At 71.7% G+C, this 25849-nt stretch carries 22 protein-coding genes; 6 read left to right on the top strand and 16 right to left on the bottom strand.

The window, feature by feature from the left end; translation table 11 throughout:
• Nucleotides 1-174 precede the first annotated feature (174 nt).
• Nucleotides 175-681, bottom strand: a complete 507-nt coding sequence (locus tag ABD340_RS31200; RefSeq protein WP_344593819.1) for an HNH endonuclease — start codon at nucleotides 679-681, stop codon at nucleotides 175-177.
• 263 nt (nucleotides 682-944) lie between these two features.
• Nucleotides 945-1466, bottom strand: coding sequence for a hypothetical protein (locus ABD340_RS31195; RefSeq protein ID WP_344593817.1), 522 nt, complete (start codon nucleotides 1464-1466; stop codon nucleotides 945-947).
• A 121-nt stretch (nucleotides 1467-1587) separates the two neighbouring features.
• On the opposite strand from ABD340_RS31195, the gene ABD340_RS31190 reads away from it, so the two are divergent.
• Together ABD340_RS31190 and ABD340_RS31185 are read left to right on the top strand one after the other, a co-directional pair.
• Nucleotides 1588-3669: a prolyl oligopeptidase family serine peptidase gene (locus ABD340_RS31190; protein WP_344593815.1), complete on the top strand. Its 2082-nt coding sequence runs from the start codon at nucleotides 1588-1590 to the stop codon at nucleotides 3667-3669.
• A 63-nt stretch (nucleotides 3670-3732) separates the two neighbouring features.
• Entirely contained in the window at nucleotides 3733-4524 is a 792-nt protein-coding gene (locus ABD340_RS31185; RefSeq protein ID WP_344593813.1) for a class I SAM-dependent methyltransferase, read from the top strand.
• Between the two features lie 88 nt (nucleotides 4525-4612).
• On the opposite strand, the gene ABD340_RS31180 is transcribed toward ABD340_RS31185, so the two are convergent.
• Both ABD340_RS31180 and ABD340_RS31175 read right to left on the bottom strand, forming a co-directional pair.
• Entirely contained in the window at nucleotides 4613-5278 is a 666-nt protein-coding gene (locus tag ABD340_RS31180) for a GNAT family N-acetyltransferase (protein WP_344593811.1), read from the bottom strand.
• 5 nt (nucleotides 5279-5283) lie between these two features.
• Nucleotides 5284-6960, bottom strand: coding sequence for an NsdA family TPR-like regulatory protein (locus ABD340_RS31175; RefSeq protein ID WP_344593809.1), 1677 nt, complete (start codon nucleotides 6958-6960; stop codon nucleotides 5284-5286).
• Between the two features lie 403 nt (nucleotides 6961-7363).
• Here ABD340_RS31175 and ABD340_RS31170 point away from each other — a divergent pair, with 403 nt between their 5' ends.
• The 3 genes from ABD340_RS31170 to ABD340_RS31160 all read left to right on the top strand — a co-directional run bounded on the left by ABD340_RS31170 (nucleotide 7364) and on the right by ABD340_RS31160 (nucleotide 9801).
• The gene (locus tag ABD340_RS31170; RefSeq protein WP_344593807.1) at nucleotides 7364-7735 is read left to right on the top strand and encodes a hypothetical protein; all 372 of its coding nucleotides are present in this window, start codon (nucleotides 7364-7366) and stop codon (nucleotides 7733-7735) included.
• 621 nt (nucleotides 7736-8356) lie between these two features.
• Nucleotides 8357-9370, top strand: a complete 1014-nt coding sequence (locus tag ABD340_RS31165; protein ID WP_344593806.1) for a mechanosensitive ion channel family protein — start codon at nucleotides 8357-8359, stop codon at nucleotides 9368-9370.
• 44 nt (nucleotides 9371-9414) lie between these two features.
• On the top strand, nucleotides 9415-9801 hold the full coding sequence (locus ABD340_RS31160; protein ID WP_344593804.1) for a globin: 387 nt from the start codon (nucleotides 9415-9417) through the stop codon (nucleotides 9799-9801).
• 14 nt (nucleotides 9802-9815) lie between these two features.
• Here ABD340_RS31160 and ABD340_RS31155 read toward each other — a convergent pair whose 3' ends face one another.
• Nucleotides 9816-11207: a S28 family serine protease gene (locus ABD340_RS31155; RefSeq protein WP_344593802.1), complete on the bottom strand. Its 1392-nt coding sequence runs from the start codon at nucleotides 11205-11207 to the stop codon at nucleotides 9816-9818.
• Between the two features lie 176 nt (nucleotides 11208-11383).
• Between ABD340_RS31155 and ABD340_RS31150 the strand changes: the two genes are divergently transcribed.
• On the top strand, nucleotides 11384-11995 hold the full coding sequence (locus ABD340_RS31150) for a hypothetical protein (protein ID WP_344593801.1): 612 nt from the start codon (nucleotides 11384-11386) through the stop codon (nucleotides 11993-11995).
• A gap of 114 nt (nucleotides 11996-12109) precedes the next feature.
• On the opposite strand, the gene ABD340_RS31145 is transcribed toward ABD340_RS31150, so the two are convergent.
• The 11 genes from ABD340_RS31145 to ABD340_RS31095 form a co-directional block, all read right to left on the bottom strand.
• On the bottom strand, nucleotides 12110-12538 hold the full coding sequence (locus tag ABD340_RS31145) for an acyl-CoA thioesterase (protein ID WP_344593800.1): 429 nt from the start codon (nucleotides 12536-12538) through the stop codon (nucleotides 12110-12112).
• Between the two features lie 486 nt (nucleotides 12539-13024).
• On the bottom strand, nucleotides 13025-14689 hold the full coding sequence (gene ettA, locus ABD340_RS31140) for an energy-dependent translational throttle protein EttA (RefSeq protein WP_344593799.1): 1665 nt from the start codon (nucleotides 14687-14689) through the stop codon (nucleotides 13025-13027).
• A 274-nt stretch (nucleotides 14690-14963) separates the two neighbouring features.
• Nucleotides 14964-16253 carry a GGDEF domain-containing protein gene (locus tag ABD340_RS31135; protein ID WP_344593797.1) on the bottom strand — a complete coding sequence of 430 codons (1290 nt, stop codon included), beginning with the start codon at nucleotides 16251-16253 and terminating at the stop codon, nucleotides 14964-14966.
• A gap of 395 nt (nucleotides 16254-16648) precedes the next feature.
• Nucleotides 16649-17116, bottom strand: a complete 468-nt coding sequence (locus tag ABD340_RS31130) for a single-stranded DNA-binding protein (protein WP_344593795.1) — start codon at nucleotides 17114-17116, stop codon at nucleotides 16649-16651.
• An 88-nt stretch (nucleotides 17117-17204) separates the two neighbouring features.
• Complete coding sequence (locus tag ABD340_RS31125) at nucleotides 17205-18881, bottom strand: P-loop NTPase family protein (RefSeq protein ID WP_344593794.1); 1677 nt, start codon at nucleotides 18879-18881, stop codon at nucleotides 17205-17207.
• A complete protein-coding gene (locus ABD340_RS31120) occupies nucleotides 18878-20689 on the bottom strand; it encodes a GTPase family protein (protein WP_344593793.1) in 1812 nt (603 codons plus the stop codon). The genes ABD340_RS31125 and ABD340_RS31120 overlap by 4 nt, the downstream gene beginning before the upstream one ends.
• Nucleotides 20686-21954: a uroporphyrinogen-III C-methyltransferase gene (gene cobA, locus ABD340_RS31115; protein ID WP_344593792.1), complete on the bottom strand. Its 1269-nt coding sequence runs from the start codon at nucleotides 21952-21954 to the stop codon at nucleotides 20686-20688. Before cobA ends, ABD340_RS31120 begins: the two co-directional genes overlap by 4 nt.
• A 135-nt stretch (nucleotides 21955-22089) precedes the next feature.
• On the bottom strand, nucleotides 22090-23217 hold the full coding sequence (gene cobT, locus ABD340_RS31110) for a nicotinate-nucleotide--dimethylbenzimidazole phosphoribosyltransferase (RefSeq protein ID WP_425547481.1): 1128 nt from the start codon (nucleotides 23215-23217) through the stop codon (nucleotides 22090-22092).
• Entirely contained in the window at nucleotides 23201-24238 is a 1038-nt protein-coding gene (cobC, locus tag ABD340_RS31105) for an Rv2231c family histidinol phosphate aminotransferase CobC (protein WP_344593790.1), read from the bottom strand. Before cobC ends, cobT begins: the two co-directional genes overlap by 17 nt.
• A gap of 15 nt (nucleotides 24239-24253) precedes the next feature.
• Nucleotides 24254-25210: a sirohydrochlorin chelatase gene (locus ABD340_RS31100; protein ID WP_344593788.1), complete on the bottom strand. Its 957-nt coding sequence runs from the start codon at nucleotides 25208-25210 to the stop codon at nucleotides 24254-24256.
• The gene (locus tag ABD340_RS31095) at nucleotides 25207-25815 is read right to left on the bottom strand and encodes a precorrin-8X methylmutase (RefSeq protein WP_344593787.1); all 609 of its coding nucleotides are present in this window, start codon (nucleotides 25813-25815) and stop codon (nucleotides 25207-25209) included. The genes ABD340_RS31100 and ABD340_RS31095 overlap by 4 nt, the downstream gene beginning before the upstream one ends.
• Nucleotides 25816-25849: the final 34 nt, after the last annotated feature.

Below are 25849 nucleotides of genomic sequence, written 5' to 3'. Positions count from 1 at the left end.
GACCTCAGCCCGCCTGCTCAGCCGGAACGGACCCTAGGCGTTGCGAGCGCGTCCGAAGGCCAGCCGGATCAAAGCCGAAGGCGAGATCCGGCTGATCGCGGAGCGATGCAGCGCTCGCCGCGAGCGCGACAAGCGACGAGCCGCCAGGCGAGGAGCGCAGCTCGCGCTTGCCAACTAAGCAGCTTCGGTTACGTAGGGGGCCCATTGGGGGTCGCCGTCGTGGATCACGCCGATGAGTCTCCAGTGCGCGCCGCGCGGGACGCCGGGCGTGATCTTGAGGGTCCAGCCGATCTCCTCGAGCAGGCGGTCGGCCTTGCGGTGGTTGCACGTGGTGCAGGACGCGACGCAGTTCTCCCAGACGTGCTTGCCGCCGCGGCTGCGCGGCTGCACGTGGTCGATCGTCTCTGCGCGGCGGTCGCAGTAGGCGCAGCGGAAGTTGTCGCGGCGCATCAGCGCGGCGCGGGTCAGCGGGACCCGGGTGCGGAATGGAATCCGGACGTACCGGCGGAGCCGGATCACGGAGGGGACTTCGATGGACATGGCGGCCGAGTGGAGCACCGCGCCGGAGACGTCGGTGTGGACGACCTCGGCTTTCTCCCGGAGGACCAGGCACACGGCCCGGCGCAGCGGGAGCGTCGTCAGTGGTTCGTATGTGGCGTTGAGGAGGAGGACCTGTCTCATCAGACGGCCCCCACAGTGTTCTGCTTCGCCTCGGTGGACGCGCTTGAACGCGCCTCGCACCGAGGCCTGAGTATTATCTCCGGCACCTGCGAACCCGCCATGAGGACCTCCCCAGGGGCGAACCGACCCGAAATCAGTGTGGCGCCTAGAGAAGGCCGTCCGCTACCCCAATAATCCCCCCAAGCGTCCCGGATCGAACGCAAAGGGCTGCTGACACCACGGAGCGTAAGTGATTCGTCTCCTGGTGTGACGGGGTGCCCGTGTCAGGGAGTGATCGCCGCGGACGTTTTCGGACGGGGTTCGGGCGCGGTTCCGGTCTCGATGACCTTGGGGCGCGGTTCGGGGCCCTCCTCCCGCTCGGGCGTGGCGCTCCCCGGTGCGGGCGCGGCGGCCGGCCGCCAGGTCACCCGGCCCTCGATCTCCACCAGGCCGGAGACGTTCGACGGCAGGTCGGCGGTCAGCATGCCCTGCTTCCGCTGTCCGGGGCCCAGCCGCTCGTAGGCGCACCTGATCCCGGTGGCGGGCGCCTTGCACGGGGCGCTGATCGAGGTCACCTTGAGCTTGGGCTTGAGGCGGTGGACGAGCGTGACGCCCTCCACGGGGAGGTCGCCGGTGTTGCGGATCGTCCAGCGCCAGACGACCCTGTCGCCGGACGGGGAGAGGACCGGGGCGGAGTAGGCGAAGACGACCCTCCCCTCTGCCTGCGCGAGGGACGGCGGGGCGGTGGCGGCCGTGCCCGCGGCGGCCGTCGCGGCGAGGACGGCGATGCGCACGCTGCTCTTCATGATCAACCCCCGTTGAACGATGTGGACGATCTCCCTTCTACCGGAGATGACCTGCGGGTACGCCGTGCGACACGTGTCCTGGCGCGGCCTTTGCCCGGCCGTACCGCATAAAGTGCAGGTCATGAGCCGACCGCCGTACCCGCCCGCAGAGCGCGCGGAGATCGTCGAGACCCTGCACGGCCACCGGGTCGCCGACCCGTATCGGTGGCTGGAGGAACGGGGCGCGGGGACCGGGGCGTGGCTGGCCGCCCAGGACCGGCTGTTCCACCAGGTGGTGGACGATCTGCCCGGCCGCGACCGGCTCCGCGGGCGGCTGCGCGAGCTGCTCGGCGCCGGCAGCGTCGGTTCCCCGGTGTGGCGGGGCGAGCGGCGCTTCTTCACCCGGCGCACCGCCGAGCAGGAGCATCCTGTGCTCTACACGGTGGATCCGGACGGCACCGAGCGCGCTCTCGTCGACCCCGTGGCGATCGACCCCGGCGGCACCACCACGCTGGACGGCTGGCAGCCCGACAAGGAGGGGCGGCGGCTGGCGTACAAGATCTCGACCGGTGGCGACGAGGAATCGCTGCTGTACGTCATGGACGTCGCGACCGGCGCGCGGATCGAGGGCCCGATCGACCGCGGCCGGTACGGCTCGGTGGCCTGGCTGCCCGGCGGCGAGGCCTACTACTACGTGCGGCGGCTGCCGCCCGAGGCCGTCCCCGAGGGCGAGGACCAGTACCACCGGCGGGTGTACCTGCACCGGGTCGGCGCCGATCCCGACGACGACATCCTGATCTTCGGTGACGGGATGGAGAAGACCAACTACTACGGCGCCGGGGTGAGCCGGGACGGGCGCTGGCTCACGATCTCGGCGTCCCAGGGCACCGCGCCGCGCAACGATCTGTGGATCGCCGACCTGACCGCGCCCGGCGGCGCCGAGCGGCCCCGGCTGCGCGCCGTCCAGGAGGGCGTGGACGCCGGGACGGGCCTGTACGTGGGCCGCGACGGCCGCGCCTATGTCTTCACCGACCGCGACGCGCCGCGCTCGCGGCTGTGTGTCACCGACCCGGCCGACCCCGCGTTCGAGAACTGGCGCGAGCTGATCCCGGAGGACCCGGAGGCGGTGCTGACCGACTTCGCGATCCTGGACGGTCCCGAGCTCGGCGACCGCCCGGTGCTGCTGGCCGGCTGGACCCGGCACGCGATCGGCGAGATCACCGTGCACGACCTGGCGACCGGCGAGCGGACGGGGACGGTGCCGGTGCCCGGGCTCGGCTCGCTCGGCGGCATCGTCGAGCGGCCGGAGGGCGGGCACGAGGCATGGTTCGGGTACACCGACAACGTCACGCCCAGCGGGGTGCTGCGCTACGACGCCCGTACCGGCGAGGTCGGCGTCTGGGCGAGGCCGCCCGGCACGGTCGAGGTGCCCGAGATCGAGTCGCGGCAGGTGACCTACGAGTCCTACGACGGCACCGAGGTGCGGATGCTGGTGCTGTCGCGTCCGGGCGGCACCGGGCCGCGGCCGGCGATCCTGTACGGCTACGGCGGCTTCAACATCTCGCTCACCCCGGCGTACTCGGCGAGCATCCTGGCGTGGGTCGAGGCGGGCGGCGTGTACGCCGTCGCGAACCTGCGCGGCGGCTCGGAGGAGGGCGAGGAGTGGCATCGCGCGGGCATGCGCGACCGCAAGCAGAACGTCTTCGACGACTTCCACGCGGCCGCCGAGAAGCTGATCGCGGACGGGCGGACCGCTCCGGACCGGCTGGCGATCTCCGGCGGGTCCAACGGCGGGCTGCTGATGGGCGCGGCGCTGACCCAGCGTCCCGACCTCTATCGCGCGGTGGTCTGCTCCGCGCCGCTGCTGGACATGGTCCGGTACGAGCGGTTCGGGCTCGGCCGCACCTGGAACGACGAGTACGGCACCGCCGACGACCCGGAGGAGCTGGGCTGGCTGCTGTCCTACTCGCCGTACCACCATGTGGAGAAGGGGGTCTCGTATCCGGCCACGCTGTTCACGATCTTCGACAGCGACACCCGGGTGGATCCGCTGCACGCCCGCAAGATGTGCGCCGCCCTCCAGCACGCGACCGCCGGGGACGGCCCGGTGCTGCTGCGCAACGAGTCGGAGGTCGGGCATGACGCCCGCTCGGTGAGCCGTTCGGTGGGGCTGATGACCGACACGCTGTCGTTCCTGGCGGCGCAGACCGGTCTGGACCTCTGAGCGGTACGTCACAGCCTTGGTAAAATCCGGGCAAATCCAATTGACGGATGGTCGAATAGAGGGATGACAGGTTCGAGGGTGCACGCGAATGGCACGGTCCAGGAACGGATCCTGGACCTGCTCGACCCGGCCGCCGCGCCGACGCCGGCGGAGGGCTACCTCGACCTGATCGGGCCCGAGGACGAGCCGGAGCCGTCCTTCGCCCAGCGGGTCATGGAGTCCACCTTCCTGCCGCACGTCTACGAGCGGTTCTGGCGTCCCGCCGTGTTCAGCCTGGCCAAGGGCTGGCCGATCGGTCCCGACGCCGCCCAGGAGCACGCCCTCGCCCGCACCTGGCTGGGCCTCGGCGCGCGCAAGCCGGACGCGACCGTGCTGGACGTGGCCTGCGGTCCGGGCAACGTGACCCGCGGCCTGGCGGCGGGCGTCGGCGCGGACGGGCTGGTGGTCGGCCTCGATCTCGCCGCCGGCATGCTCGCCCGCGCCGCCGCCGACACCACCGATCCGCACGTCGGCTACGTGCGCGGGAACGCGGTGGACCTGCCGTTCCGGGACGGGTCGTTCGACGCCGTCTGCTGCTTCGGAGCCCTTTACCTCTTCGAGGACCCGTGGGGCGCCCTCGACGGGATGGTGCGCGTGCTGAAGCCCGGCGGGCGCATGGTGATCCTCACCAGCCGGCGGCCGCCGCTCCCGCTGTCGCGGCTCGGCGCCCGGGCGCTCACCGAGATCACCGGGTTCCGCCTGTTCGGCGACGGCGAGGTCACCGGCTTCCTCCGGCGGCGACGGCTCGGGGAGATCAAACAGCGCCGCTACCCCGGCCTGCAGCTCGTGGGCGTCCGCAAGCCGGGACCGGGCTGACCCAGGGGATGGCTCCGAGGTCGCGGTGGCCCCGCACCGGGCCGCGCCGCCGGCGCGCGGCCACCGCGACTCGGGTTCCGCCGTTCCCTCAGCGCAGCGGTTTCTCCAGGTAGATGTTGACGATGCCGCCGATCACCTCGCGCCTGGTCTCCGTCCACCCGAAGCCCAGGTAGAGCGCGAGGGCCGGCCCCTGCAACTCGGTGGTGTCGGCCCGCAGCAGCCGGTAGCCGAACTCGGCGGCCCTTCGCTCCAGCGCCGCGACGATCGCGGAGCCGTAGCCGCACCGCTGCGCGAAGGGACGGACGCGCAGCCGCACCATCTCGGCCACGGCCGGTTCGGGACCGCCCAGGACGTAGCCGCCGAGGGCCCGGTCATGGCCGGCGGGGACCAGATCGGCCCTGCGCAGCCCGCCCATGGCGACGATCCGGCCGTCCCGCTCGCCGACGAGGCACTCCCCGTCGTTGCGGAGATAGATGTCCTCCATCCGGAAGAAGTCGTGGTCGTAGTAGACGCCGTCGCCGGGGCGCAGCCCGACCTGGGCCAGGCCCTCGCGGTGCAGTTCCAGGACGGTGTCGTGGTCGGCGGCGTGGTAGCGCCGCAGCCGAAGGTCGTCGAATCTCCAGACCGGGGGCTCCGCCTGGAGCCGGACGAGGGTCCGGGCCCGGGCGGCGCCGTCCGCGGCGGGCACCGCGGGAGGACGCTCGGCGTCCCCCGCGGCGCCGCCCCGGTCGGAGGCGCCGTCGAACGCCTCCATACCGGTCAGACCTGTTCGGACGGGGGCACGGCGGCCGGCAGGTCGGTGGTCGGGCTCTTCACCCGCGGCCCGGCCAGCGCCTCGTAGAAGTCGTCCAGGCCCTTGATCTGGCCGTGCTTGGCGTTGACCGCGGCGCCGATCTGCCGGGCGCGGTGCACCAGGATGTCGGAACGGTGCTCCGGCGGCAGGTCGAGGATGGCGTCCTTGCCCGCCTGCAGCGCGGCGTCGGGATTGCCCGCGTGCAACTGGCAGGTGGCGCGGTCGAGGCGCACCAGCGTGCGGTCGACCCGGTCGGTCGGCGAGTAGAGGGTGAGGGCCCGGCTCAGCACCTCGTCGCCGTGCCGATGGTCTCCGAGGTTGGTGAAGGTGTCGCCCTCGTAGAAGGCCATCTGCCGGTCGGTGAAACCGAACGCCAGGTCGCCGGTCTGCTCGGCGGAGAGCTGGTCGAACACGGCGCGGCCGCGGACCAGGGCCCGCCGCGCGCTGGGGCCGGCGTCGCCGCGCCCCCGGACCGCCAGCAGCCCGAGCGCGCGCGCCTCCACGGCGGGCGCCATGGCGGCCGCCACCCCGGGGCTGCGGCCGGCGAGGTCCTGCGCCTTGCGGGCCAGGTGCAGTGCCTCGCGCGGATCGCCGTAGTACATCGGCACCAGGGACTCGCGCACCGTCACCCATGCGCGCAGCTGCCGGTCCCCGGTCTCGTCGGCCGCGGTGCGGGCGGTGCGGAAGAACGACCGGGCGAGCCGGTGATCACCCAGATTGATCATGATCAGCCCGGACAGCCCGGACAGCTGGGCGGCGATCCGGCACAGCCGTTCCTGCAGCTCGACCGGCTGCCGCTTGTCGGCCATCCGCCGGACCTCGCTGAAGTCCAGCAGCACATCGCACAGCATCCGGAGCGACGGCGTCGCCTGGTACTGCCGGCCGTATCCGAGGGTGGTCTCCTCCCACTGGTCCAGCATGGTCGGTGACACGGTGGCGCTGACCAGCGTGTCGTCCATCTTGCGTCGTAGATTGTCCACAGCGCCGAGGAACTGGCCGTCAAGCGCCACGCCCGCTCCGGCCAGCAGCTGCAGAAGGGTTCTGCGAAGCACGATGTCCTCCTCTCCCACATCGATGGAGACGGGGCCTCCGGCGCGGTCAGGGCCCCGAGGTTGGTTGACGGAAATCCACTGAGGGTCATCCGGGTTGGGGACGACCATGCCCACCAGGGGCTGATCGGCCATCGGGGCGGCGAAACGCTCGTACGCGCGTTCCGGTGCGCCCCCGTTGGCGCGCTGCGGCGGCGCGGCGGTGGCGCCGGGCACGGTGGCGTGCCCACGTCCGCAAATGCAGGGACTCTGGTAGCCGAGTTCGTCGGGTTCGACCCGATACACGGCGCAGAGATAGTGAAGGTACTCAGGCCCCGGCCGCTTGTAGCCGCTCTCGTACGCCGACAGCAGCGTCTCCCCGAGCTTGGGCAGGGGCTTGCCGTCGACCTCGTAGAGCGCCTTGACCTGGGCGACGATGTCGGACAGGGCGACACCATGGGACAGCCGGTGGGCCTTGATCCGGCTGGTCCCGAAAAGCGGCCCGCATTGATCGTGAATTTCTTCCGCGATCTCCGCGGCACAGCGACCTCGAGCCAGGCCATACGCACGTATTCGGCGCGCTATGTCCGTTTCTTTCCGAGGGGTGTCCGACATCGGTTCCGGCCTCCTCACCGCAGAGCCCGGAAACGGTCGAAAATCACCGTCTCAGGTCACGGCGACCGGTTTTCTAGATGGCAACGACAGATAATGTGGTGCGCACAGAGCGTAACTCTCGCAACGGGGCCGGCCAAGCCATTCCAGGGAATCGCGGGCGGTTCGGGGGAAGCCTCCCGATCCTCGGGTAGAGATTCTTCCTCCGCACAGGGGCAAATCTCCCCCGGCGGAGGTGCTGGCCCAACCGGCTCCTGACGGCCCTCTTGACCGTTCGCGTGAGAGTTGCAATTCTCGCCGCGAGTAACAGAACGGACCCGGAGAGTTCGATCATCACAGGGTCCGGCGGAACGGCCGCTGCGGCCGCGACGGACCCGGTGACACGAACGACGGAGGGGGTGCGCGAGTGGTCATCGACAGGCGCACGGGCTACCTGGAGGAACTGGAGCACGAACTCGACACGCGGGGACTGGTCGCCCGGGTGGTGCGCACCCGTTCGGGCCCGGTCTTCCTGCGGGTGGTCAACCCCGACGCGGCGAGCCTGGCGGAGGACGTCACCTGCGCCCCCGCCCCCGAGTCGCACGATCACTACTACTGGTGGTCGTGGGGAGAGCGCATGCACCGGGTGGACGACCCGCGCGGCGCGGCCGTGAAGCTCGCCCGCGTCCTGCAGCCCCACCACGCCCAGGCGTGCGTCCCGCTCCCCGCCGAGACCCGCCCCCTGAAAGCCCGGCCGCCGGAACCGGCGGCCGTGGAGCGGCCCGTAGGCCTCTCCTGAGAAGCCGGGCGTGTCCCGTGAGGTCGCGGCCGGAACGGCGCGGCAGCCGCCGGCCTCACGGGACACGTTCGCCCGGTGCGAACCGGCCCATCCCCCACCCCGGCAGGCTCGACCCGTCCGGCCGGGCGGGCATCGGCGCGGCAGGCCTCGAGCCGCCGCACCGGCCCTGCCCTCGGCCCGGACCAGGCCCCGGTGGCGGGACGTCCGGGCCGCATCAGGCACCTGCTCGTGCCCCGGTCGGCCACATGGCCGGTCCGCCGCCACGGCCGTCCCTGCCGGGCGGGCGGAACCTCGGGGCCCGGGGCACGAGCAGGCGGATCACCCGGGTTCCGTCGTCCCTACGCCGTCTGACGGTGTCATCAGGGAGAGGAGGCCGTTCAACAAGGTCATGACTTGGTGACCGCCGGCGGCGATGGACGCGCGAAACGGGCCCGGCCCCTCCCTTCGTCCAGGCCGACGGTCCCAGGTCTCCCCAGGTCCGGCCCCTCCCCCGGCCCGACCCGCCACTCGCCGGGCACTGTACGATCCGCTCGTCACGGTCCCCTACCATCGGGCTCGTACAGATACAGGTCAAAGGCGAGTCAATGCGACACCCAAAGCCGGCCTGGGAGGGTCCGCACCATGTCACTCACCCTTGTGCCCCTGCTCGCCTCGGCCGTGCCCTGGGCCACGGAAGGCACGCCCGAGACGGCATGCCGCACCCGCACCCCCAGCGTCGCCTGCCGGGTGGTGTGGAACGTCTCGCACAACGATGACTTCACGCGCTTCTTCCGCAACTGGCTGGACCGGCCGCTGACCGTCCTCATCGGGATCATCGTGACACTGGTGGTCGCGCTGATCGTGCGGGCGCTGGCGCATCGCATGATCACCAGGATCACGCTGCGGATGTCCGAGGGCACCATGTCGGAGAAGGTCCGCGAGCGCAGCCGGACGATCTTCGACGGCAGCCCCGCGCTGCTCAACCAGCGGCGCGCCCAGCGGGCCAGGACGATGGGCTCGGTCCTGCGCAGCATCGCCTCCATCGTGGTCATGGGCACGGCGCTGTTCAGCGTCCTCGGCCAGATGGGGGTGAACCTCGCCCCCGTGCTGGCCAGCGCCACCGTCATCGGCATGGCGGTCGGGTTCGGCGCGCAGAACATCGTCAAGGACTTCCTCGCCGGGCTGTTCATGCTGCTGGAGGACCAGTACGGGGTCGGCGACGTGATCGACGTCGGCAGCGCCAAGGGCACGGTCGAGGCGGTCACGCTGCGGGTCACCCGGATGCGGGACGTCAACGGCGTGGTCTGGTACGTGCCCAACGGCGAGATCAAGAAGGTCGGGAACGAGTCCCAGAACTGGGGCCAGGCCGTGCTGGACATCCCGGTGGACATCGGCGAGGACGTCGAGAAGGTCAAGCAGCTCCTCAAGGACACGGCCGACGAGCTGGCGGTGGCGCCCAAGTGGGACGAGCTGATCCTGGAGGAGCCGTCGGTGTGGGGCGTCCAGGCGCTGGCCGGCGACGCGGTGGTCGTCCGGCTCGTGCTCAAGACCGCCCCGGGCCAGCAGGCCGACGTGTCCCGCGAGCTGCGCGAACGGGTCAAGAAGTCGTTCGACGAGGCGGGCGTCGTGGTGGCCACCCCCGCCGCCGCCCCCTGATCGTCGGCGGAACGGTCACGCTCTCACATAGGGTGTACAACGCTATGGCTGAACAGGTGACCTTCTACGAAGCGGTCGGCGGCGAGGAGACCTTCCGGCGCCTGGTGCACCGCTTCTACCAGGGAGTCGCGGACGATTCCGTGCTCCGCCCCCTCTACCCCGAGGAGGATCTCGGGCCCGCGGAGGAGCGTCTGCTGCTCTTCCTCATCCAATACTGGGGCGGCCCCAACACCTACAGCCGGCAACGCGGGCACCCCCGTTTGCGGATGCGGCACGCCCCCTTCGTGATCGGCCAGGCCGAGCATGACGCGTGGCTGCGGCACATGCGGGACGCCGTCGACGAGCTGGCACTCCCCGAGCAGCTGGAGAAGATGCTCTGGGACTACCTCGTGATGGCCGCCCGGAGCATGGTCAACGCCCCCTCCCTGTAAACGGCTCCGCCGCTCTAGAGCGGCGGGCGCTGCAGCTGGAGCGGGTCGATCGCGTCCGCCGGCGTCCGGGAGAGCACCTTCGCGCGCGGGCTGACGTCGGCCCAGCGGAGCAGGTCGTTGATCGCCTTCTGCCGTTGCGCTGCGGGCAGCTTGTCGATGAGCCTGCCGCTGTGGTTCATGCCGGGCGCCTCGTACACGGCCGAGTCCCTGCTGCCCCGTCCCAGGCGGAACCGCTCCGAGCCCCACGGGTCGTTCTCGCCGTACAGGAACATCAGGCGGCCGCCGTGGTCGCGGACCCAGCGGTCGATGTCGCGCATCGCCTTCCCGCCGTCGAACCGCATCGGGATCTCGCGCGGCACGTACGTCCGCGGCTGGTAGCTGCTCTCGTAGCGCAGCAGCGGGCGCAGGTGGGTGAACTGGGGCGCACCCCAGCCGAGCTGCGTGCCCGCCTGGTAGTAGTACGGGATGTACGGCTCAAGGCCCTGGTCGGTGTAGAAGGAGAGGCCCGCGATCGCGTCCAGGCTCTTGTAGAGCGCGTCGTCGGAGGCGTCCAGCGGAGGCAGGGCCGCGCAGTCGGACTGCAGCTTGTACTGCCAGAAGCCCCACTCGTAGTCCATCACCGAGTTCTCGAACGCGCGGTCGGGGTCGCGCAGGAGCGAGAACGTCCAGCCGTTCGCGGCGGCGTCGGCCTTGAACCTCTCCAGCATCGCCGGACGGCGCTTGAGGAACTCGCGTGCCAGCCCCTTGATGTGCGCGCGGCACTCGGCATCGGTGCCGACGGTGGCGAAGAACCTGTCGTACCGGCTGTCCTCATCGTTCTCGACGTCGTTGGGCGCCACGTACACGACGCTGCCGTCCACGTCGCCCGGGTAGAACCGCTTGTGGTAGACGGCCGTCATCCCGCCCTTGCTGCCGCCGGTGGAGATCCACCGGCCCTGGTAGATCTTCTTCAGCGCGCCGATCAGCCGGTGCTCGTCGGTGGCCGCCTGCCAGATCGTGTCCTTCGTCCAGTCCGCCGGCTCCGGCCTGGACGGGGTGAAGTAGCGGTACTCCACCGAGATCTGGTTGCCGTCCACCAGCGCCGTCGGCTCCGACCGGAACATCGCCTCCGGCGAGTCGTAGCCGCTGGTGTAGAGCACCATCGGCCGGTCCGACGCCTTGTGCTGCAACATCACTCGCTGCTCGAACCACTGCCCCTTGGGACGCTTGTGGTCCACCGGCTGCCGGTAGCTCAGCCAGAACCACCGTTGGCCGGGCAGGGTCGAGGGCTTCTCCTCGACCTTCATGCCGGGAATCGCCTTCAGCCGCACGGCGATGTCCTCCGCCGCCTGGACGGCCTGCCCCGTCGTCCCGGTCATCCCGGCCGCCAGCAGCAGGGCGAGCACCCCTTGTGAGACGCGCCGCATCTTCTCCCTTTCGCGTGGGATCGCCACAATTCGCCAGGTGACACTAAAGGGAGAAGTGCGGCCAAAACGGATTGCTGTTGCGCTTGTTACCCGTCCGTGACCAGAGGGTTGTCCCCACTCCCCGCATCGGCATAGCGTCGAAGTCAGACGCGGTATCTCATCGGGGGAGAGACACCATGTTCATCCAGACCATCCAAGGCAACATCACCGGCGACACCAGCGAGCTGAAGGAGGCCCTGGACCACTGGAAGCGCGACCTCGGCCCAGGCGCGCAGGGCTGGCTCGGCAGCACCGCGGGGGTGACCGACCAGGGCACGTTCATCTGCCTCGCCCGCTTCGAATCGCCCGAGGCGGCCCGGCTCAACAGCGAACGTCACGAGCAGCACCGGTGGTGGATGGAGACCTCGAAGCTGTTCGCCGGCGAGGTCCGGTTCCACGACTGCCGCGAGACCGACGTCTTCCTGGACGGCGGCTCCGACGACGCCGGTTTCGTCCAGATCATGCAGGGCCGCATCAGCGACCTGCCGGGCCTGCGCCGCTACCTGGCGAGCCTGGACGAGTCCGCGATGCGCGAGTTCCGTCCCGATCTGATCGGCAGCGTCGTGGCGATCCAGGACGACGGCGGCTTCACCGAGGCCGCCTACTTCACCTCGGAGGCCGCGGCCCGGGAGGGCGAGCGCAAGGAACCGTCACCCGAGATGCGGGACGAGATGCAGAAGATGATGGCCTACTACGAGGGCGAGTGGACCTACCTCGACCTGAGAGACCCCTGGCTCTACTCACCCTGAGCCGCAGCCCACGGGTCCGGGCACGCGAGTGAACGCCTCGGTCGCGCAGGCCGCCGAGTAGCCCGCGAAACGGCTACGCAGCGGCCTGCGCGCGGGGCGGGACGCGGGCAGCGCTCAAGACGGCGCCAGGTAGCGCCCGATGAACTCGCGTTCCTCCCGGGTGAAGCGACGCAGCCGGTTCGCCTCGACGTCGAACGCGACCAGCATCGACACCGCCTCCGCGTACACGTGGTCGTCGTCACGCACCTCGTAGGCGAGCTTGAATGACGCTGCCCGCGCCTCGGTGACCCACGTCTCCACCCGGAGCGGGTAGACCGTCGGCAGCAGCGGATGCCTGTAGTCGATCTCATGCCGGGCGATCACCATCCCGCGAACCGGCTTCTCCCCCTTGCGGACGGGGTCGCCGTGGAACATCTCCAGCCGCGCGTCCTCCAGGTACCCGAGGAACTTGACGTTGTTGACGTGCCCCTGCGAGTCGATGTCACCGAAGCGGAGGTTGAACTCGTAGACATGCCGGTATTCGGACGGATCGTTGTCGGTCATGTCCTTGCCTGGGCTCGCGAACAGATCGCGCCGATGTTACCCGCCCCGTCCCCACCCCAGGTCACGCCCACCCCGAGGTGAAACCCTTCTCACACCACGCCCAGCACACCTCCGCCCACACCCCGCAGTGTGGTTCCCGCCGACCCGGAGGCAGGGCGGGGCTCACTCTGAGTGAGAGGCGTGGCATGCAGGCCGTCGGCGCTCGCCGCTTCTCGTGGGACGGCCCGGCGGTTTCACCGTGGGTAATGGACGGCCGGGTGAATGATCGGAAATTCTCAGATTCGAGAGTGCGGCGGGCCGAGGAAGCAAGATGGGCGAATTCCGCTCGATGACCGAACCTTGGTTGGGACATCGCATGGATAATTGGGACAAATCGCTCAGCACTCGTGATGGCTGAGGTTCGCGGTACCGGTGGGAATCCGAGCCACCGGAAAACGCGGGACGCCGCGCCCCGAATCGGGGGCGCGGCGTCGTGAGAACGGCAGATCAGTCGCGCTTGAGCTTGCGGTGCGTGACGCGGTGCGGACGGGTGGCGTCGGCGCCCAGGCGCTCGATCTTGTTCTTCTCGTAGTCGGCGAAGTTGCCCTCGAACCAGAACCAGTTCGAGCCCTCCTCCCACGCCAGGATGTGGGTGGCGATGCGGTCCAGGAACCACCGGTCGTGGGAGGTGATGACCGCGCAGCCCGGGAACTCCAGGAGCGCGTTCTCCAGCGAGCTCAGCGTCTCGGTGTCGAGGTCGTTGGTGGGCTCGTCCAGCAGCAGCACGTTGCCCCCCTGCTTGAGGGTCAGCGCCAGGTTCAGCCGGTTGCGCTCGCCGCCGGACAGCACGCCCGACGCCTTCTGCTGGTCGGGGCCCTTGAAGCCGAAGGCCGCGACGTACGCGCGCGACGGCATCTCGACCTGGCCGACCTTGATGTGATCGAGGCCATCCGAGACGACCTGCCACACCGACTTGGACGGGTCGATCCCGCCGCGGCCCTGGTCGACATAGGAGATCTGCACGGTCTCGCCGACCTTCAACGCCCCCTCGTCGGGCTGCTCCTCGCCGACGACCATCCGGAACAGCGTGGTCTTGCCGACGCCGTTGGGGCCGATCACGCCGACGATGCCGTTGGGCGGCAGGTTGAACGACAGGTTCTCCATGAGGAGCCGGTCATCGAAGCCCTTGGTGAGGTCCTCGGCGACGATCACCGTGTTGCCCAGGCGCGGACCCGGCGGGATCTGGATCTCCTCGAAGTCCAGCTTGCGGGTCTTGGCCGCCTCGGCCGCCATCTCCTCGTACCGCTGCAGACGGGCCTTGCTCTTGGTCTGGCGGGCCTTGGGGTTGGACCGGACCCACTCCAACTCTTCGGTGAGGCGCCGCTTGCGCTTGGCGTCCTTGTTGCCCTCGACCTTGAGCCGCTCGGCCTTCTTCTCCAGGTAGGCCGAGTAGTTGCCCTCGTAGCCGAAGAGGCGGCCCCGGTCGACCTCGCAGATCCAGCCGGCCACGTTGTCGAGGAAGTACCGGTCGTGGGTGACGGCCAGGACCGTCCCCTCGTACTTCTCCAGGTACTGCTCCAGCCACTGCACGCTCTCGGCGTCAAGGTGGTTGGTGGGCTCGTCCAGCAGCAGCAGGTCGGGGTGCTCCAGCAGCAGCTTGCACAACGCGACGCGGCGGCGCTCGCCACCCGACAGCGTGGTCACCGGAGCGTCGCCGGGCGGGCAGCGCAACGCGTCCATGGCCTGTTCGAGCTGGCTGTCGAGGTCCCAGGCGTTGCGATGGTCAAGCTGCTCCTGCAGCTTGCCCATCTCCTCCATCAACTCCTCGGAGTAGTCGGTCTCCATCTTCAGGGCGATCTCGTTGAACCGGTCGACCAGCCCCTTGGTCTCGGCGACGCCCTCCTCAACATTGCCGAGGACCGTCTTCTCCTCGTTGAGCGGCGGCTCCTGCTGCAGCATGCCCACCGAGTAACCGGGCATGAGGCGGGCCTCGCCGTTGGAGGGCTGCTCCAGGCCGGCCATCATCCTCAGCAGCGTCGACTTGCCCATCCCGTTGGGGCCCAGGACGCCGATCTTGGCGCCGGGCAGGAAGCTCTGGGTGACATCGTCGAGGATGACCTTGTCACCGTGTGCCTTGCGCGCGCGCTGAAACGTGAAGATGTACTCCGCCATGGGCTCAAGCCTAGGGGGTGTCGGACACCATTCGTTGCAGCCTCCGCGCCCTCACGAGATCGGCTCGTGGCCAGCGAAGATCATCGCCTGAGCACCATCCTCCAACGATCAAGCCCCGGACGCCCTCGGCGCCCCAACCCCAGACGAACAAGCCCGGCCACGTCCGAACCACCTGCCCCACAGAACACAAAAACCGACCCGAGACCGACAGTCATCACCCCCGGACAGCGCCCCGAATGATCAAGCCCCAACGCCCTCGAACCCTCAACAGCGATCAAGCTCCGGAGGCCTTCGGGCCCTCGACCGCGGGTAGGCAGACGCGGTCGCGTCCGGACTGCTTGGCTCGGTAGAGCGCGAGATCGGCCGCGGCCAGCAGTTCGATCAGGTCCTGTCCGTGCATTCGGAAGAGTGCGACCCCAACGGAGATCGTCACCCCGACGGTGCCCTCCTCCGCGGGCACCGCGAGCCGGCGCACGCGGCCCCGCAGTCGCTCGGCGACCCGGCACGCCTCCACCGTGTCGGCGCCGGGGAGCAGCACCACGAACTCCTCGCCGCCGAACCGGCCCACGACGTCGTAGTCGCGGAGCTGGCCGCACAGCGTGTTGGCCACGCCCACCAGCACCTGATCGCCGACCAGGTGACCGTGGGTGTCGTTCACCCGCTTGAAGTGGTCGATGTCGATCAGCAGCAGCGCGAGCGGGTCGTGGGTGCGCTGGGTGCGGGCCAGTTCGGTGTCGGCCTCGCGCTGCCACGCGGCGGCGTTGAGGAGACCGGTCTTGGCGTCGGTACGGGCCGCCGCCTGCAACTGCTGATGCATGAGGCTGCGTTGCAGCAGCACGACCGGCGGCAGTGCCAGCAGCAGCAACGCCAGTGACAGGGTGCTGAGGATCGCGACCGTCACGCCCACGCACAGTTCCACCACGTCCAGGAGCAGGCTCTCGCGGTTCCACAGGACGTCGCGCCAGCGGCCCTCGGGGTTGGCGGCGTGCGCCGCGATCGCCACCAGTACGGTGTTGAGCACGGTGAACAGCACGGCGCAGCCCACGGCGACGAGCAGTTCGGGAAGCCCTCCGATCACCCATAGCGGGCGCCCCGCCAGCGGCGCGGGCACCGCGAGGTGGAAGACGCCGGACGCGCACGCGCCCGCCAGGCCGTGCGTCGCCATGACCAGCACCCGCCGGTACAGCAGCGTGCGCCGCACCCGGAACTGCAGCAGCAGCTGTATCGGAATGGGGATCAACAATGCGAACACCGGCGGCAGCAGCAGCGCGACCGGCAGCCACCAGGCCGACAGCATGTCGCGGGCGACACCGGCGGGCATCCCGAGCCGCCGGGACGCCTCGATGCACACCGCGCCGCAGGCCAGCAAAGCGGCAAAAGTCAGTAGATCGTTGGGCCGCGGAACGGTGCTCAGCAGCCCGGCGACGGTCAGTGCCAGATGCAGGGCCACGACCACCGGCACGTAGACGGCCAGCAGGGATGGACGCATCGCGAACGCCCGCCGCCGGGGCCTCCGGGCCAGCTCTCCGCCGCGATCCTCGGCGGACGACTGCACAGCCGTCATCGTTCCCCCTAAGCCTCACGTTGTGTAACACGATAATTGCAACGTGTGCGGAGCGGGCTGGAAACCGGTACCTTCGATAGCGCACAAGTGGGTATCCGAGACGTGACCCACCGTAGGACCAGCGAAATCGCTGTCCGCCGCACATCCTGAGGGGGAATACACCATGCGCGGCGTCTCCTGGATATAACGCGGCCGCCACCCCGATGGAGCGGGGGCGCCAGCCGGCTCCCCAGCCGGCCACCCGCCGATGCCCCCGCACCCGGCCCCTCCCCCTCACCTCCCGCGACTTCACCACGCCGCCAGAAAGCCCCACTTGTCCCGGACTCACCGACCGATCGCGAAGCCCTCCGGCGCTACCACCACCACAGTCATGCAGCCACTCCCGGGCTTGGGGGTCAGGCGGCTTTGGGGGTGTCTTCGTCTTTGGGGTCGGCGGTCAGGGCCCATTGGTCGGCTACCTCCTGGGCCTCGCGGCGGTCTTCGTCGCTCGGGGCGCCGCCGCGCTGGACAGGGCGGAACGCCGCGGTGCCCCGGGAGAGGTCATGGCCGAGTGTGGTCGCCTCGATCTCGGCGGCGAAGCGCCACTGGCCGTCCTTTTCGTACTGGCGGATGCGCAGGCGGCCGGTCACGACCACCGGATGGCCGCGCCTCAGGTCGGAGGCGTTGACGTTCTCGGCCAGGCCGCGCCAGCAGTTGACGGTCATGAACATCGTGTCCGCGTCCTGCCACTGGCCGGCCTGGCGGTCGTAGCGTCGCGGGGTGCAGCCGACTCGTAACGACAGGAACGGGGTGCCGTTGCCGGTCACGGTGAAGTACGGCTCGCCGGCGATCCAGCCGATCACGGTGATCTGGGCTTCGTTCACATCTGCTCCACTCTCGCTGAGGTGCTCGCCCTCAACGGTGGCGCAGGATCACGGTCGGTGAAAAGGATGTGTGCGAACTGTGGATAACTCAGCGGGCGAGCAGGGTGGTGATCTCCGAGCGGTAGTGGGCGTAACGGTCCAACTCGGCCGCCACGGGCTCCAGTACCTTCTCGTCGGCGATCCGTTCGATGCGCTCCCGCATGTGGGTCTCCATCCGCTGGCCGTGCTTGGCCGAGGAGAGTGCCACCAGGTTGCGGCAGGCCGCCCAGGTGAGGACGCCCATCCCCAGCGTGCAGACGACCAGGACCAGCACGTACGGGATGAGGCCGGTCTCGCCCAGCAGGGAGTTCGAATCGCCGCCGACGACGCCGTACACCAGGAGCAGGGCGATCCACAGCGCGCCCAGGGCGCTGACCAGGACGAGGAAGTACTGCCACGTCTTGACCAGCCACCACCAGCCGGGGATCTGGTTGAACGTGGGCAGCGCGTCCATGAGGGAGGCGCCGAGGGCCTCGGGCAGTTCGCCGGCGTGGGAGCGGGCGGAGGTGCGGACCGAGCGGGCCCAGGGTTCGGGCAGGCCGGCGGTGATGCCGTCGGTGACGGCCAGCAGCGCGGTGTCGATGTCGCCCTGCTGGGCGCCGACGGGGCCGGTGAAGGCGTTGCGGAGCTCCTCGCGCAGTTCGGTGAGGCGCATCCGGCGCAGCGGGTCGCTGCGCAGCCGGGTGACCAGGGCGTTGACGGGCCAGCCGACGAAGTCGGTGGCGCGCAGCTCGTAGGCGCTTTCCATGGCCTCGGCGACGGCGGGCGCGCCGGCGGCGTCGGTGAGGGCCTGGACGAGCTCGGTGCGGCGGTCGGCGCCGACGCCGGACGGCGGCTCGGCGGGGCCGCGCACGGTGGCGAGGCGTTCGGCGACGTGGTCGATGTCGGCCTCCAGGCGGGTGCCGCGGGCGCGCCGGGCGGAGACGGTGTCGACCAGGACGTCGCGGAGCCCGCGCACGCCGCGCTCGCTGATCGCCGAGGTGGTGACGATGTGCGGGTCGGCCAGGCCCTCGGCCTCCAGCAGGCGGCGCAGGTCGTCCACGCAGTCGTCGACCTCGAACGACTGGAGCCGGTCCACCTGGTTCAGCACGATCAGGGTGACCGCTGCGTGCCGGGCGAACGGGACGATGTAGTTGCGGTGCAGGGCGGCGTCGGCGTACTTCTGCGGGTCGACGACCCAGACCAGCAGGTCGGCGATGCCGACGAAGCGGTCGACCTCGGCGCGGTGGACGGCCTGGATGGAGTCGTGGTCGGGCAGGTCGATCAGGACCAGGCCGTGCAGGGAGCTGTCGGCGCGTTCGAGGTCGAGCGCGCTGGCGCGGGCGTAGCGGTGCCGCTTGTCGACGTCGAGCCAGTCGAGCAGGGGGCCGGCGCCGTCGAGACCCCAGACGCAGGCGTGCGCCTTGGACGTCATCGGGCGGCGCATGCCGGTGGGCGACAGTTCCAGCCCGCAGACGGCGTTGAACAGGGAGGACTTTCCGCTGCCGGTGCCCCCGGCGAGGGTGACGACGGTGTGGTCGCCCGACAGGCGCAGCCGTTGCCCGGCGCGGTCGAGCAGGGAGCCGGCCTCGTCGAGGAGGTCCTTGTCGAGCCGGCCGGTGCCGTACTGGATGACGCGTTCGAGGCTGTCGAGCCGGTGGGCGACGCCGCCGGCGGTCTCCGTGGCGGGTATGGCGGGTGTGTCGGCGGGGCCCGGCGCGTTCGCTGGGATGGCCGAGGTGGTCATCGGGCGACCTCGAGGTTGTAGGTGGCCTGGTAGAGCTGGACGGGAACGTTCTCGTCGGGGATGCCGGCGGCGTCGATGGCCTGCCCGTAGCGGATCGATTCCTCGTCGAACAGCATCCCGATGCGGCCGCGCAGGTCGGCGCGGGCCTTGGCGCCCATGCCGCGCAGCGACTCGGCGCCGAACAGGGCCTTGAGGAGGCGCTGCGGGACGGCGCTGGTGCCGCCCTCGACGGCGACCTCGGAGGTGCCGTAGCCGAGCAGCCCGATCATGAGGACGAGGGAGACGGCCTCGGAGTCGAACGACACCACCTTGGCGACCGAGCGTTTGGTGACGCCCTCGGTGCGGATGAGCTCCAGGACGTGGTCCTGCCAGGCGCTGACGGTGCGGGTGACGTGGCGGGACAGTTCGGGGGAGGCGTGGCCGAGGCCGGCGGCGGGGCCGGCGAGCACCTGGCGTCCGGCGGGGTGCTCCCGCCAGCGGACGATGACCTGGTCGGCGGCGTGCTCGGCGGACGACATGATCAGCGATTCGAGCCCGCCGCGCAGCGCGGCCTTGAGCGCCCGGACGCGGGTGGGGCTGTGCCGCTTGCTGCGGCTGGCGCGGCGTCCGGGCCGACCGCGCTGGACGCGCAGGGAGCGCAGCAGGTCGCCGGTGCCGGCGAAGTCCTGCCAGCGGGCGAGGACCTCGCCGCGCAGGAGGGAGCCGTTGCGGGTGGCCTCGTCGAGTTCGGCGAGGGCGGTGCCGTAGGCGGACTCGACCTCGCGGGCGAGTTCGGCGCGCTTCTCGACCTGCGCCTCGACCTGCTTGGCCAGTTCCGGGACGCGGGTGCGGAAGCTGTCGAGCACGCCGACCAGGGTGTCGCCGATGACGACGGTGCGGTCGTCGGCGTTCTCGGCGACGCCGACGAGCCATTCGCGGACGTCCTCGGCGGCCTCTTCGGGGAGCCGGCTGTCCTCGACGCGGGTCTCGGGGACGGTGAAGCGGCGGGCCTCGCCGACGCCGTGCTCGGCCAGCATCTCGCCGAAGTGGTCGACGATGTCCGATCCGGCGCCCTGCGGGACGCGGGAGAGCACGACGCCGATGGTGGCGCCGTTCTCGCGGGCGCGCTGGAGCATCTCCCAGACCTGGGCGTCGGCGTAGCGGGCCGCGGTGGTGACGCACAGCCACAGGTCGGCGGCGGCCATCAGTTTGGTGGCGAACTCGTAGTGGTCTTCGAAGACCGAGTCGAAGTCGGGGCTGTCGAGCAGGGCCAGCCCTGGCGGGAGCGCGTCGCTGCCGATGATGACGAGCTGGTCGCCGGCGATGGCGTCCGGGGCGGGGCCGCGGACCCGGCCCATGCCCGGCAGCATCGGCCCTTGCAGGAACCAGTCGGTGAAGTCGGGGTGGCAGACCAGGATGGGGCTGCTGGTGGTGGGACGGAGCACGCCGGTGGCGCTGACCCGAGCCCCGACCAGCGTGTTGACCAGGGTGGACTTGCCGGCGCCGGTGGAGCCGCCGAGGACCACCAGCATCGGCGTGCCGGCGGCCTGGATGCGCGGCAGGACGTAGTCGTCGAGCTGGTTCTTCAGCTCCAGTTGCGCCTCGCGGGCCTCCTCCACGCCGGGGACCTCCAGCAGGAAGTCGAAGGCGCCGAGCTGGTCGCGCAGCCGGGTGAGGGCGCGGATCAGCTCGCCCTGGCGTACCGAGATGCCGTCTTCGTCGAGCCCGCCCCGGGTGCCGCCCGCGGCGGCCTCCGGACGGCCGGATGCCGCCTTCGCCGTGCCCGCCTCCTCGTCGTGAACCGCGCTCTGCTCTGCGGGGGGTGTCACGGATCCCGTCCCAAGTCCGCTCGAATCATGTCGATCTCTCGTGCCACGTTGACCACGTCACCCACGACCACGATCGCCGGCGGCCTTACCCCGGCGGCGGACATCTCGTCGGCCACCGTGCCCAATGTGGCCGTCAGCGCCCGCTGGCCCGGGAGGGTGCCTTCCTGGACCACGGCGACCGGCGTGTCAGGGGACCGACCATAGCGCATGAGGGCCTCGGCGATGAGTGTCACGCGCTCGACCGCCATCAGCAGGACGAGGGTGCCCTGGGAGCGTCCGAGGCCCGGCCAGTCGACCGTGGAGGCCGGGTCGTCGGGCGCGACGTGCGCGGACACCACGTGGAACTCCTGGCTGACGCCGCGGTGGGTGACCGGGATGCCGGCCGCCGACGGCACGGCGACGGCGCTGGTGATGCCGGGGACGACGGTGACCGGGATGCCGTGCCGGGCGCAGTGCAGCACCTCTTCGGCGCCGCGGCCGAACACGAACGGGTCGCCGCCCTTGAGGCGGACCACGAACCTGCCCTGCCGGACGTGCTCGACCAGGTAGTCGTTGATGCGCTCCTGCGTGACCGTCCGCCCGTAGGGGATCTTGGCCGCGTCGATGACCTCGACGTCGGCGGGGAGCTCGTCGAGCAGTTCGCGGGGGGCGAGCCGGTCGGTGACGACCACGTCGGCCTGGGCGAGCAGCTGCCGGCCGCGCACGGTGATCAGTCCGGGGTCGCCGGGGCCGCCGCCGACCAGCGCCACGCCGACGGGTTTGTGCCGCGAATGCCGGGCTTCAAGGGTGGCGTCGCGCAGCCCGTCGACGACCGCGTCGCGGATCCCGGCGGCGCGGCGCGGGTCGCCGCCCGCCAGCACGCCGACGGTGGTCTCCCCCACGCGTCCGCTCGCGGGCGTCCAGGCGGGGGACGCGTCGGCGTCGTCGGCGCGCACGCACCAGACGCGGGCGGCCTCGGCCTCCGCGGCGACGGCGGCGTTGACCTTGGCATCGTCGCTGACGGCCTGGACCAGCCAGGCGTCCCGGCAGTCGCCCTTCCGGTACGGCCGGCGCTCCCAGGTGAGCGTGCCGGCGGCCGCCTTCCCGGCGGACGGCGCGGACGGCGTGACCAGGTCTTCCAGCGAGGGCGTGATCTCCGGGGCGACCAGCACCACGTCGGCCCCGGCGGCCAGCAGTGCCGGGACCCGGCGCTGCGCGACCCGGCCGCCGCCGACGACGAGCACGCGTCGGCCGCCGAGCCGCAGGCCTAGCAGGTACGGGGGCACGTGGGTGTTCTCTCGGTCGGGGCCATGGGGCCGTTCGCTGACGCCGGTGACGGACAGGCGTCCGTGCGGACCAAAGGTACTCGGGTTGAGGAGTTCATGGAGAGGCCTCCCAACCAGTCGATAGCCGAGCGGTACTCATTCCGTGATCATGCCGTGATGCTGTGTCGTGGCCTTGCCGCTGACCCCGGCCGAGTCGAAGGTCGCGACCTCGTGGAGGACCCGGACCGCGCCCTGCACCAGCGGCAGTGCCAGCAGTGCGCCGGTCCCCTCCCCCAGCCGCAGTTCGAGGTCGATCAGCGGGCGGAGCCCCAGGTGATCCACGGTAGCGGAATGGCCCGGCTCGGCCGAACGGTGCCCCGCCACGCAGGCGCGGACGGCGTCCGGGGCGAGCTCGGCGGCGGCCAGCGCGGCGGCCCCGGCGATCACTCCGTCGAGCACGACGGGCAGGCGCAGCGCGGCCCCGCCGAGGATGAAGCCGGCCAGCGCGGCGTGCTCGAACCCGCCGACCGCGGCGAGCACCCGCAGCGCCGCCTCCCGCCCCTCCCGCGGGCCCGGCGGGCCGGTGAGGCCGTGCCGGACGAGGGCCGCGCGGACGACCTCGATCTTGCGGGCGTGGGTCGCGTCGTCGATGCCGGTCCCGCGGCCGGTGACGCGTTCGGGCGGCAGCCCGGTGAACGCGGCGATCAGGGCGGCGGACGCGGTGGTGTTGGCGATGCCCATGTCGCCGGTGAGCAGGCAGCGGGCGCCCGCCGCGGCCAGGTCGCGGGCGACCTCGATGCCGGCGGCCACGGCCCGCCGGACCTGGTCGCCGGTCATCGCCGGGCCCGCGGTCATGTCGGCCGTGCCGGGGGCGATCTTGCGGCGGAGCAGGCCGGGCGCGTCCGCCAGGTCGGCGGCGACGCCGACGTCCACCACGGTGACGGTGGCGCCGACCTGCGCGGCGAAGGCGTTCACGACCGCGCCGCCGGCCAGGAAGTTGGCCACCATCTGGGCGGTGACCTCCTGGGGCCACGGGCTGACGCCCTGGGCGTGCACGCCGTGGTCGGCGGCGAAGACGGCCACGGCGGCGGGCTCGGGCAGCGGCGGCGGGCACGTCCCGGCGAGGCCGGCGAGCCGCACCGGCAGGCCCTCCAGGAGGCCGAGCGCGCCGGGCGGCTTGGTGAGCCGGGCCTGGTGCTCGCGGGCGGCGCGCATCGCGGCCTCGTCCGGCGGGCCGATCGCGGCGATGGCCTCCTCGATCGTCGGGTCAGATTCCCAGGTCACCCAGCACCTCCAGGAGTGCGTCGTTGTCCGGCCGGTCCCGTACGGCGATCCGCAGCCAGTCGGGGCCGAGTCCGGGGAAGGTGTCGCCGCGCCGTACCGCGTAGCCGCGCTGCCGCAGCAGGGCGCGGATGCCGAGCGCGTCCGGCACCCGCAGGCACAGGAACGACGCCCGCGCCCCGGGGACGACGTACAGCCCTCGCCCGGCGAGTTCGGCGGCCAGGCGGTCGCGTTCGGCGGCCATCCCGGCGGCCCACTCCGCGGCCTCGGCGACGGCGGCGGGCGCCGAGCACGCCTCGATCGCGGCCAGCGCGGGCGCGGACACCGCCCACAGCGGCTGCGCCCCGGCCAGTGCGGCGATCAGCCCGGGCTCGGCCAGGACGTATCCGGCGCGGAGCCCGGCCAGGCCCCAGGTCTTGGTGAGGCTGCGCACGACGATCATGCCGCCGGGCAGCCGTCCGGCCAGGCTCTCCGGCTCGCCCGGCGCGCAGTCCATGAACGCCTCGTCGACCACGACGGTGCGGCCGGGACGGGCGAGAGCGGCGACCGCGGCGGCGGGATGCAGGACGGAGGTCGGGTTGGTCGGGTTGCCGATCATGACCAGGTCGGCGCCGGCGGGGACGGCGTCCGGGTCGAGCGTGAAGTCCTTGCCCAGCACGACCCGTTCGACGGCGTGGCCCGCCGCGCGCAGGGCCGCCTCCGGCTCGGTGAACTGCGGGTGGACGACGACGGCGCGGCGCGGCCGCAGGGCGCGGGCGATCAGCACGAACGCCTCGGCGGCACCCGCGGTGAGCAGCACCTCCTCGGTGGCCCGCCGGTGCCGCCGGGCCACCGCCCGCCGGGCCGCCGCCGGGTCGGGGTAGGCGGCCAGGTCGGCCATCGAGGCCCGCAGGCGTTCGGCGAGCCATTCCGGCGGCATGCCCGTGCGGACGTTGACGGCGAAGTCGCGGAGCCCGTCCCCGACCTCGGCGTCGCCGTGGTGCCGCAGGTCCACGTCCTGGTCCGATCCGGCCGCGGTGCTCACCGTCGGCTCCCTTCTTCAGCGGGCGTGCGCATGGGCGTGCCCGTGACCGTGCCCGTGCCCGTGCCCGTCGGCGGGGTCGTCGGGGTGGTGGTGGGGCGTCTGGGGGGCGCCGACGCGGTCGGCGAATCCGGGGAGGGCGATCCGGTAGACGCAGGTGTCGCAGTTCATCCGGATGTCCCCGGCGAGGGCCTCCTCGTACCGTTCGGCCACCACGTCGGCCAGGCCTTCGCAGTCGCCGATCACCTCGGCGCAGACGACCTCCAGGGCGGGATGGCCGGCCCCGTACGCCCGTGCCTCCTCCGCCACGCGGTCCGGCAGCACGCCCCTGAACAGGAAGTACGGCAGCACCACGACGCGCCGCGCGCCCAGCCTGCGCAGCCGTTCGAGCCCTTCGGGGACGCTCGGCCGGGCCAGCGAGACGAACGCCGGCTCCACGGCCGTCAGCCCGTGCCCCTGCTCCGGCCCGCCCGCTCCGCGGCCCTCCCAGAAGAGCCGGGCGACCTTGTGGACCTCGGCGTTGGCGTCGGGGTCGGTCGAGCCGCGTCCCACCAGGAGCACGGCCGTGGGCTCGTCCCGTGAAGCCCCGGGGAGGGGCGCCAGGGCCGCCGCCATCCGTTCCTCCAGGAGGGCGAGCAGCGTCGGGTGCGGGCCCAGCGGGCGGCCGTAGGTGTACGACAGCCCCGGGTGGCGGACCATCTCGCGGGCCATCGCGCCCGGGATGTCGCCCTTGCCGTGGCCCGCGGCGACCAGCACCAGTGGCACGGCCGCGACCCGCCGGTGCCCGTCCCCGTACAGGCCGGCGACGGCCTCGGTCAGCGGGGGCGGCGACAGCTCGATGAAGCCGCCGGCCACGGGCGGCCGCATCCGGGCGCGCAGCCGCTCGACGAACCGGCCGAAGTCGGCGGCGCCGTTCTCGTCGCGCGTGCCGTGCCCGACCACCAGCAGCGGCGGCGCGTCCTCGGGCTCGATCATCCTCGCTCCCCCTCTTGGTCGAGCTCGTGGTAGAGCAGGGCGTTGGCGGCGGCCGCGGCGACCGCCGAACCGCCCTTCTCGGAGACGTTGCTGACCTGCGGGAGCCCGCTGGCGCGCAGCGCCTCCTTGGCCTCGGCGGCGCCGACGAAGCCCACCGGAAGCCCGATGACCAGGGCGGGCGCGACCCGGCGGTCGATGATCTCGAACAGCGCGGTGGGGGCGCAGCCGACCACCCAGACGGCGCCGGGGCCGACCTCGGCGAAGGCGAGCCGGACCGCGGCGGCCGAGCGGGTGATGTCCGCCGCGCGGGCCGTCTTCGCCGCCGCCGGATCGTTGACGTGGCAGCGCGTCTCGCGGGCGGTGATCCCGGCGGCGACCATGGCGACGTCGGTGACGATCGGCGCGCCGGAGCGCAGCGCGGACCAGCCCCGTTCCAGGTCCTCCTCGCTGGTCCGCAGGTCGACGGCGTACTCCAGGTCGGCGCTGGCGTGGATCACGCGCTCGGCCACGGCCCGCCACAGCGGCGGCATCGGGGACAGGTCGACGCGCGACCGCAGGATCTCGAACGAGCGGACCTCGATCGGATGGGGCAGGCGAGCGGTCACGGGCACTCCTCGCGGCGGGGCGGTGGGGAACAGC

The organism is Actinomadura vinacea (genome assembly GCF_039532545.1).
GTDB lineage: Bacteria > Actinomycetota > Actinomycetes > Streptosporangiales > Streptosporangiaceae > Spirillospora > Spirillospora vinacea.
This window is presented reverse-complemented; position numbering and strand designations above follow the sequence as displayed.

Coding starts and splice junctions, on each gene's coding strand:
- ABD340_RS31200 (WP_344593819.1), bottom strand. CDS start 681: ATGAGACAGGTCCTCCTCCTCAACGCCACATACGAACCACTGACGACG.
- ABD340_RS31195 (WP_344593817.1), bottom strand. CDS start 1,466: ATGAAGAGCAGCGTGCGCATCGCCGTCCTCGCCGCGACGGCCGCCGCG.
- ABD340_RS31190 (WP_344593815.1), top strand. CDS start 1,588: ATGAGCCGACCGCCGTACCCGCCCGCAGAGCGCGCGGAGATCGTCGAG.
- ABD340_RS31185 (WP_344593813.1), top strand. CDS start 3,733: ATGACAGGTTCGAGGGTGCACGCGAATGGCACGGTCCAGGAACGGATC.
- ABD340_RS31180 (WP_344593811.1), bottom strand. CDS start 5,278: ATGGAGGCGTTCGACGGCGCCTCCGACCGGGGCGGCGCCGCGGGGGAC.
- ABD340_RS31175 (WP_344593809.1), bottom strand. CDS start 6,960: ATGTCGGACACCCCTCGGAAAGAAACGGACATAGCGCGCCGAATACGT.
- ABD340_RS31165 (WP_344593806.1), top strand. CDS start 8,357: ATGTCACTCACCCTTGTGCCCCTGCTCGCCTCGGCCGTGCCCTGGGCC.
- ABD340_RS31160 (WP_344593804.1), top strand. CDS start 9,415: ATGGCTGAACAGGTGACCTTCTACGAAGCGGTCGGCGGCGAGGAGACC.
- ABD340_RS31155 (WP_344593802.1), bottom strand. CDS start 11,207: ATGCGGCGCGTCTCACAAGGGGTGCTCGCCCTGCTGCTGGCGGCCGGG.
- ABD340_RS31150 (WP_344593801.1), top strand. CDS start 11,384: ATGTTCATCCAGACCATCCAAGGCAACATCACCGGCGACACCAGCGAG.
- ABD340_RS31145 (WP_344593800.1), bottom strand. CDS start 12,538: ATGACCGACAACGATCCGTCCGAATACCGGCATGTCTACGAGTTCAAC.
- ettA (WP_344593799.1), bottom strand. CDS start 14,689: ATGGCGGAGTACATCTTCACGTTTCAGCGCGCGCGCAAGGCACACGGT.
- ABD340_RS31135 (WP_344593797.1), bottom strand. CDS start 16,253: ATGACGGCTGTGCAGTCGTCCGCCGAGGATCGCGGCGGAGAGCTGGCC.
- ABD340_RS31125 (WP_344593794.1), bottom strand. CDS start 18,881: ATGACCACCTCGGCCATCCCAGCGAACGCGCCGGGCCCCGCCGACACA.
- ABD340_RS31100 (WP_344593788.1), bottom strand. CDS start 25,210: ATGATCGAGCCCGAGGACGCGCCGCCGCTGCTGGTGGTCGGGCACGGC.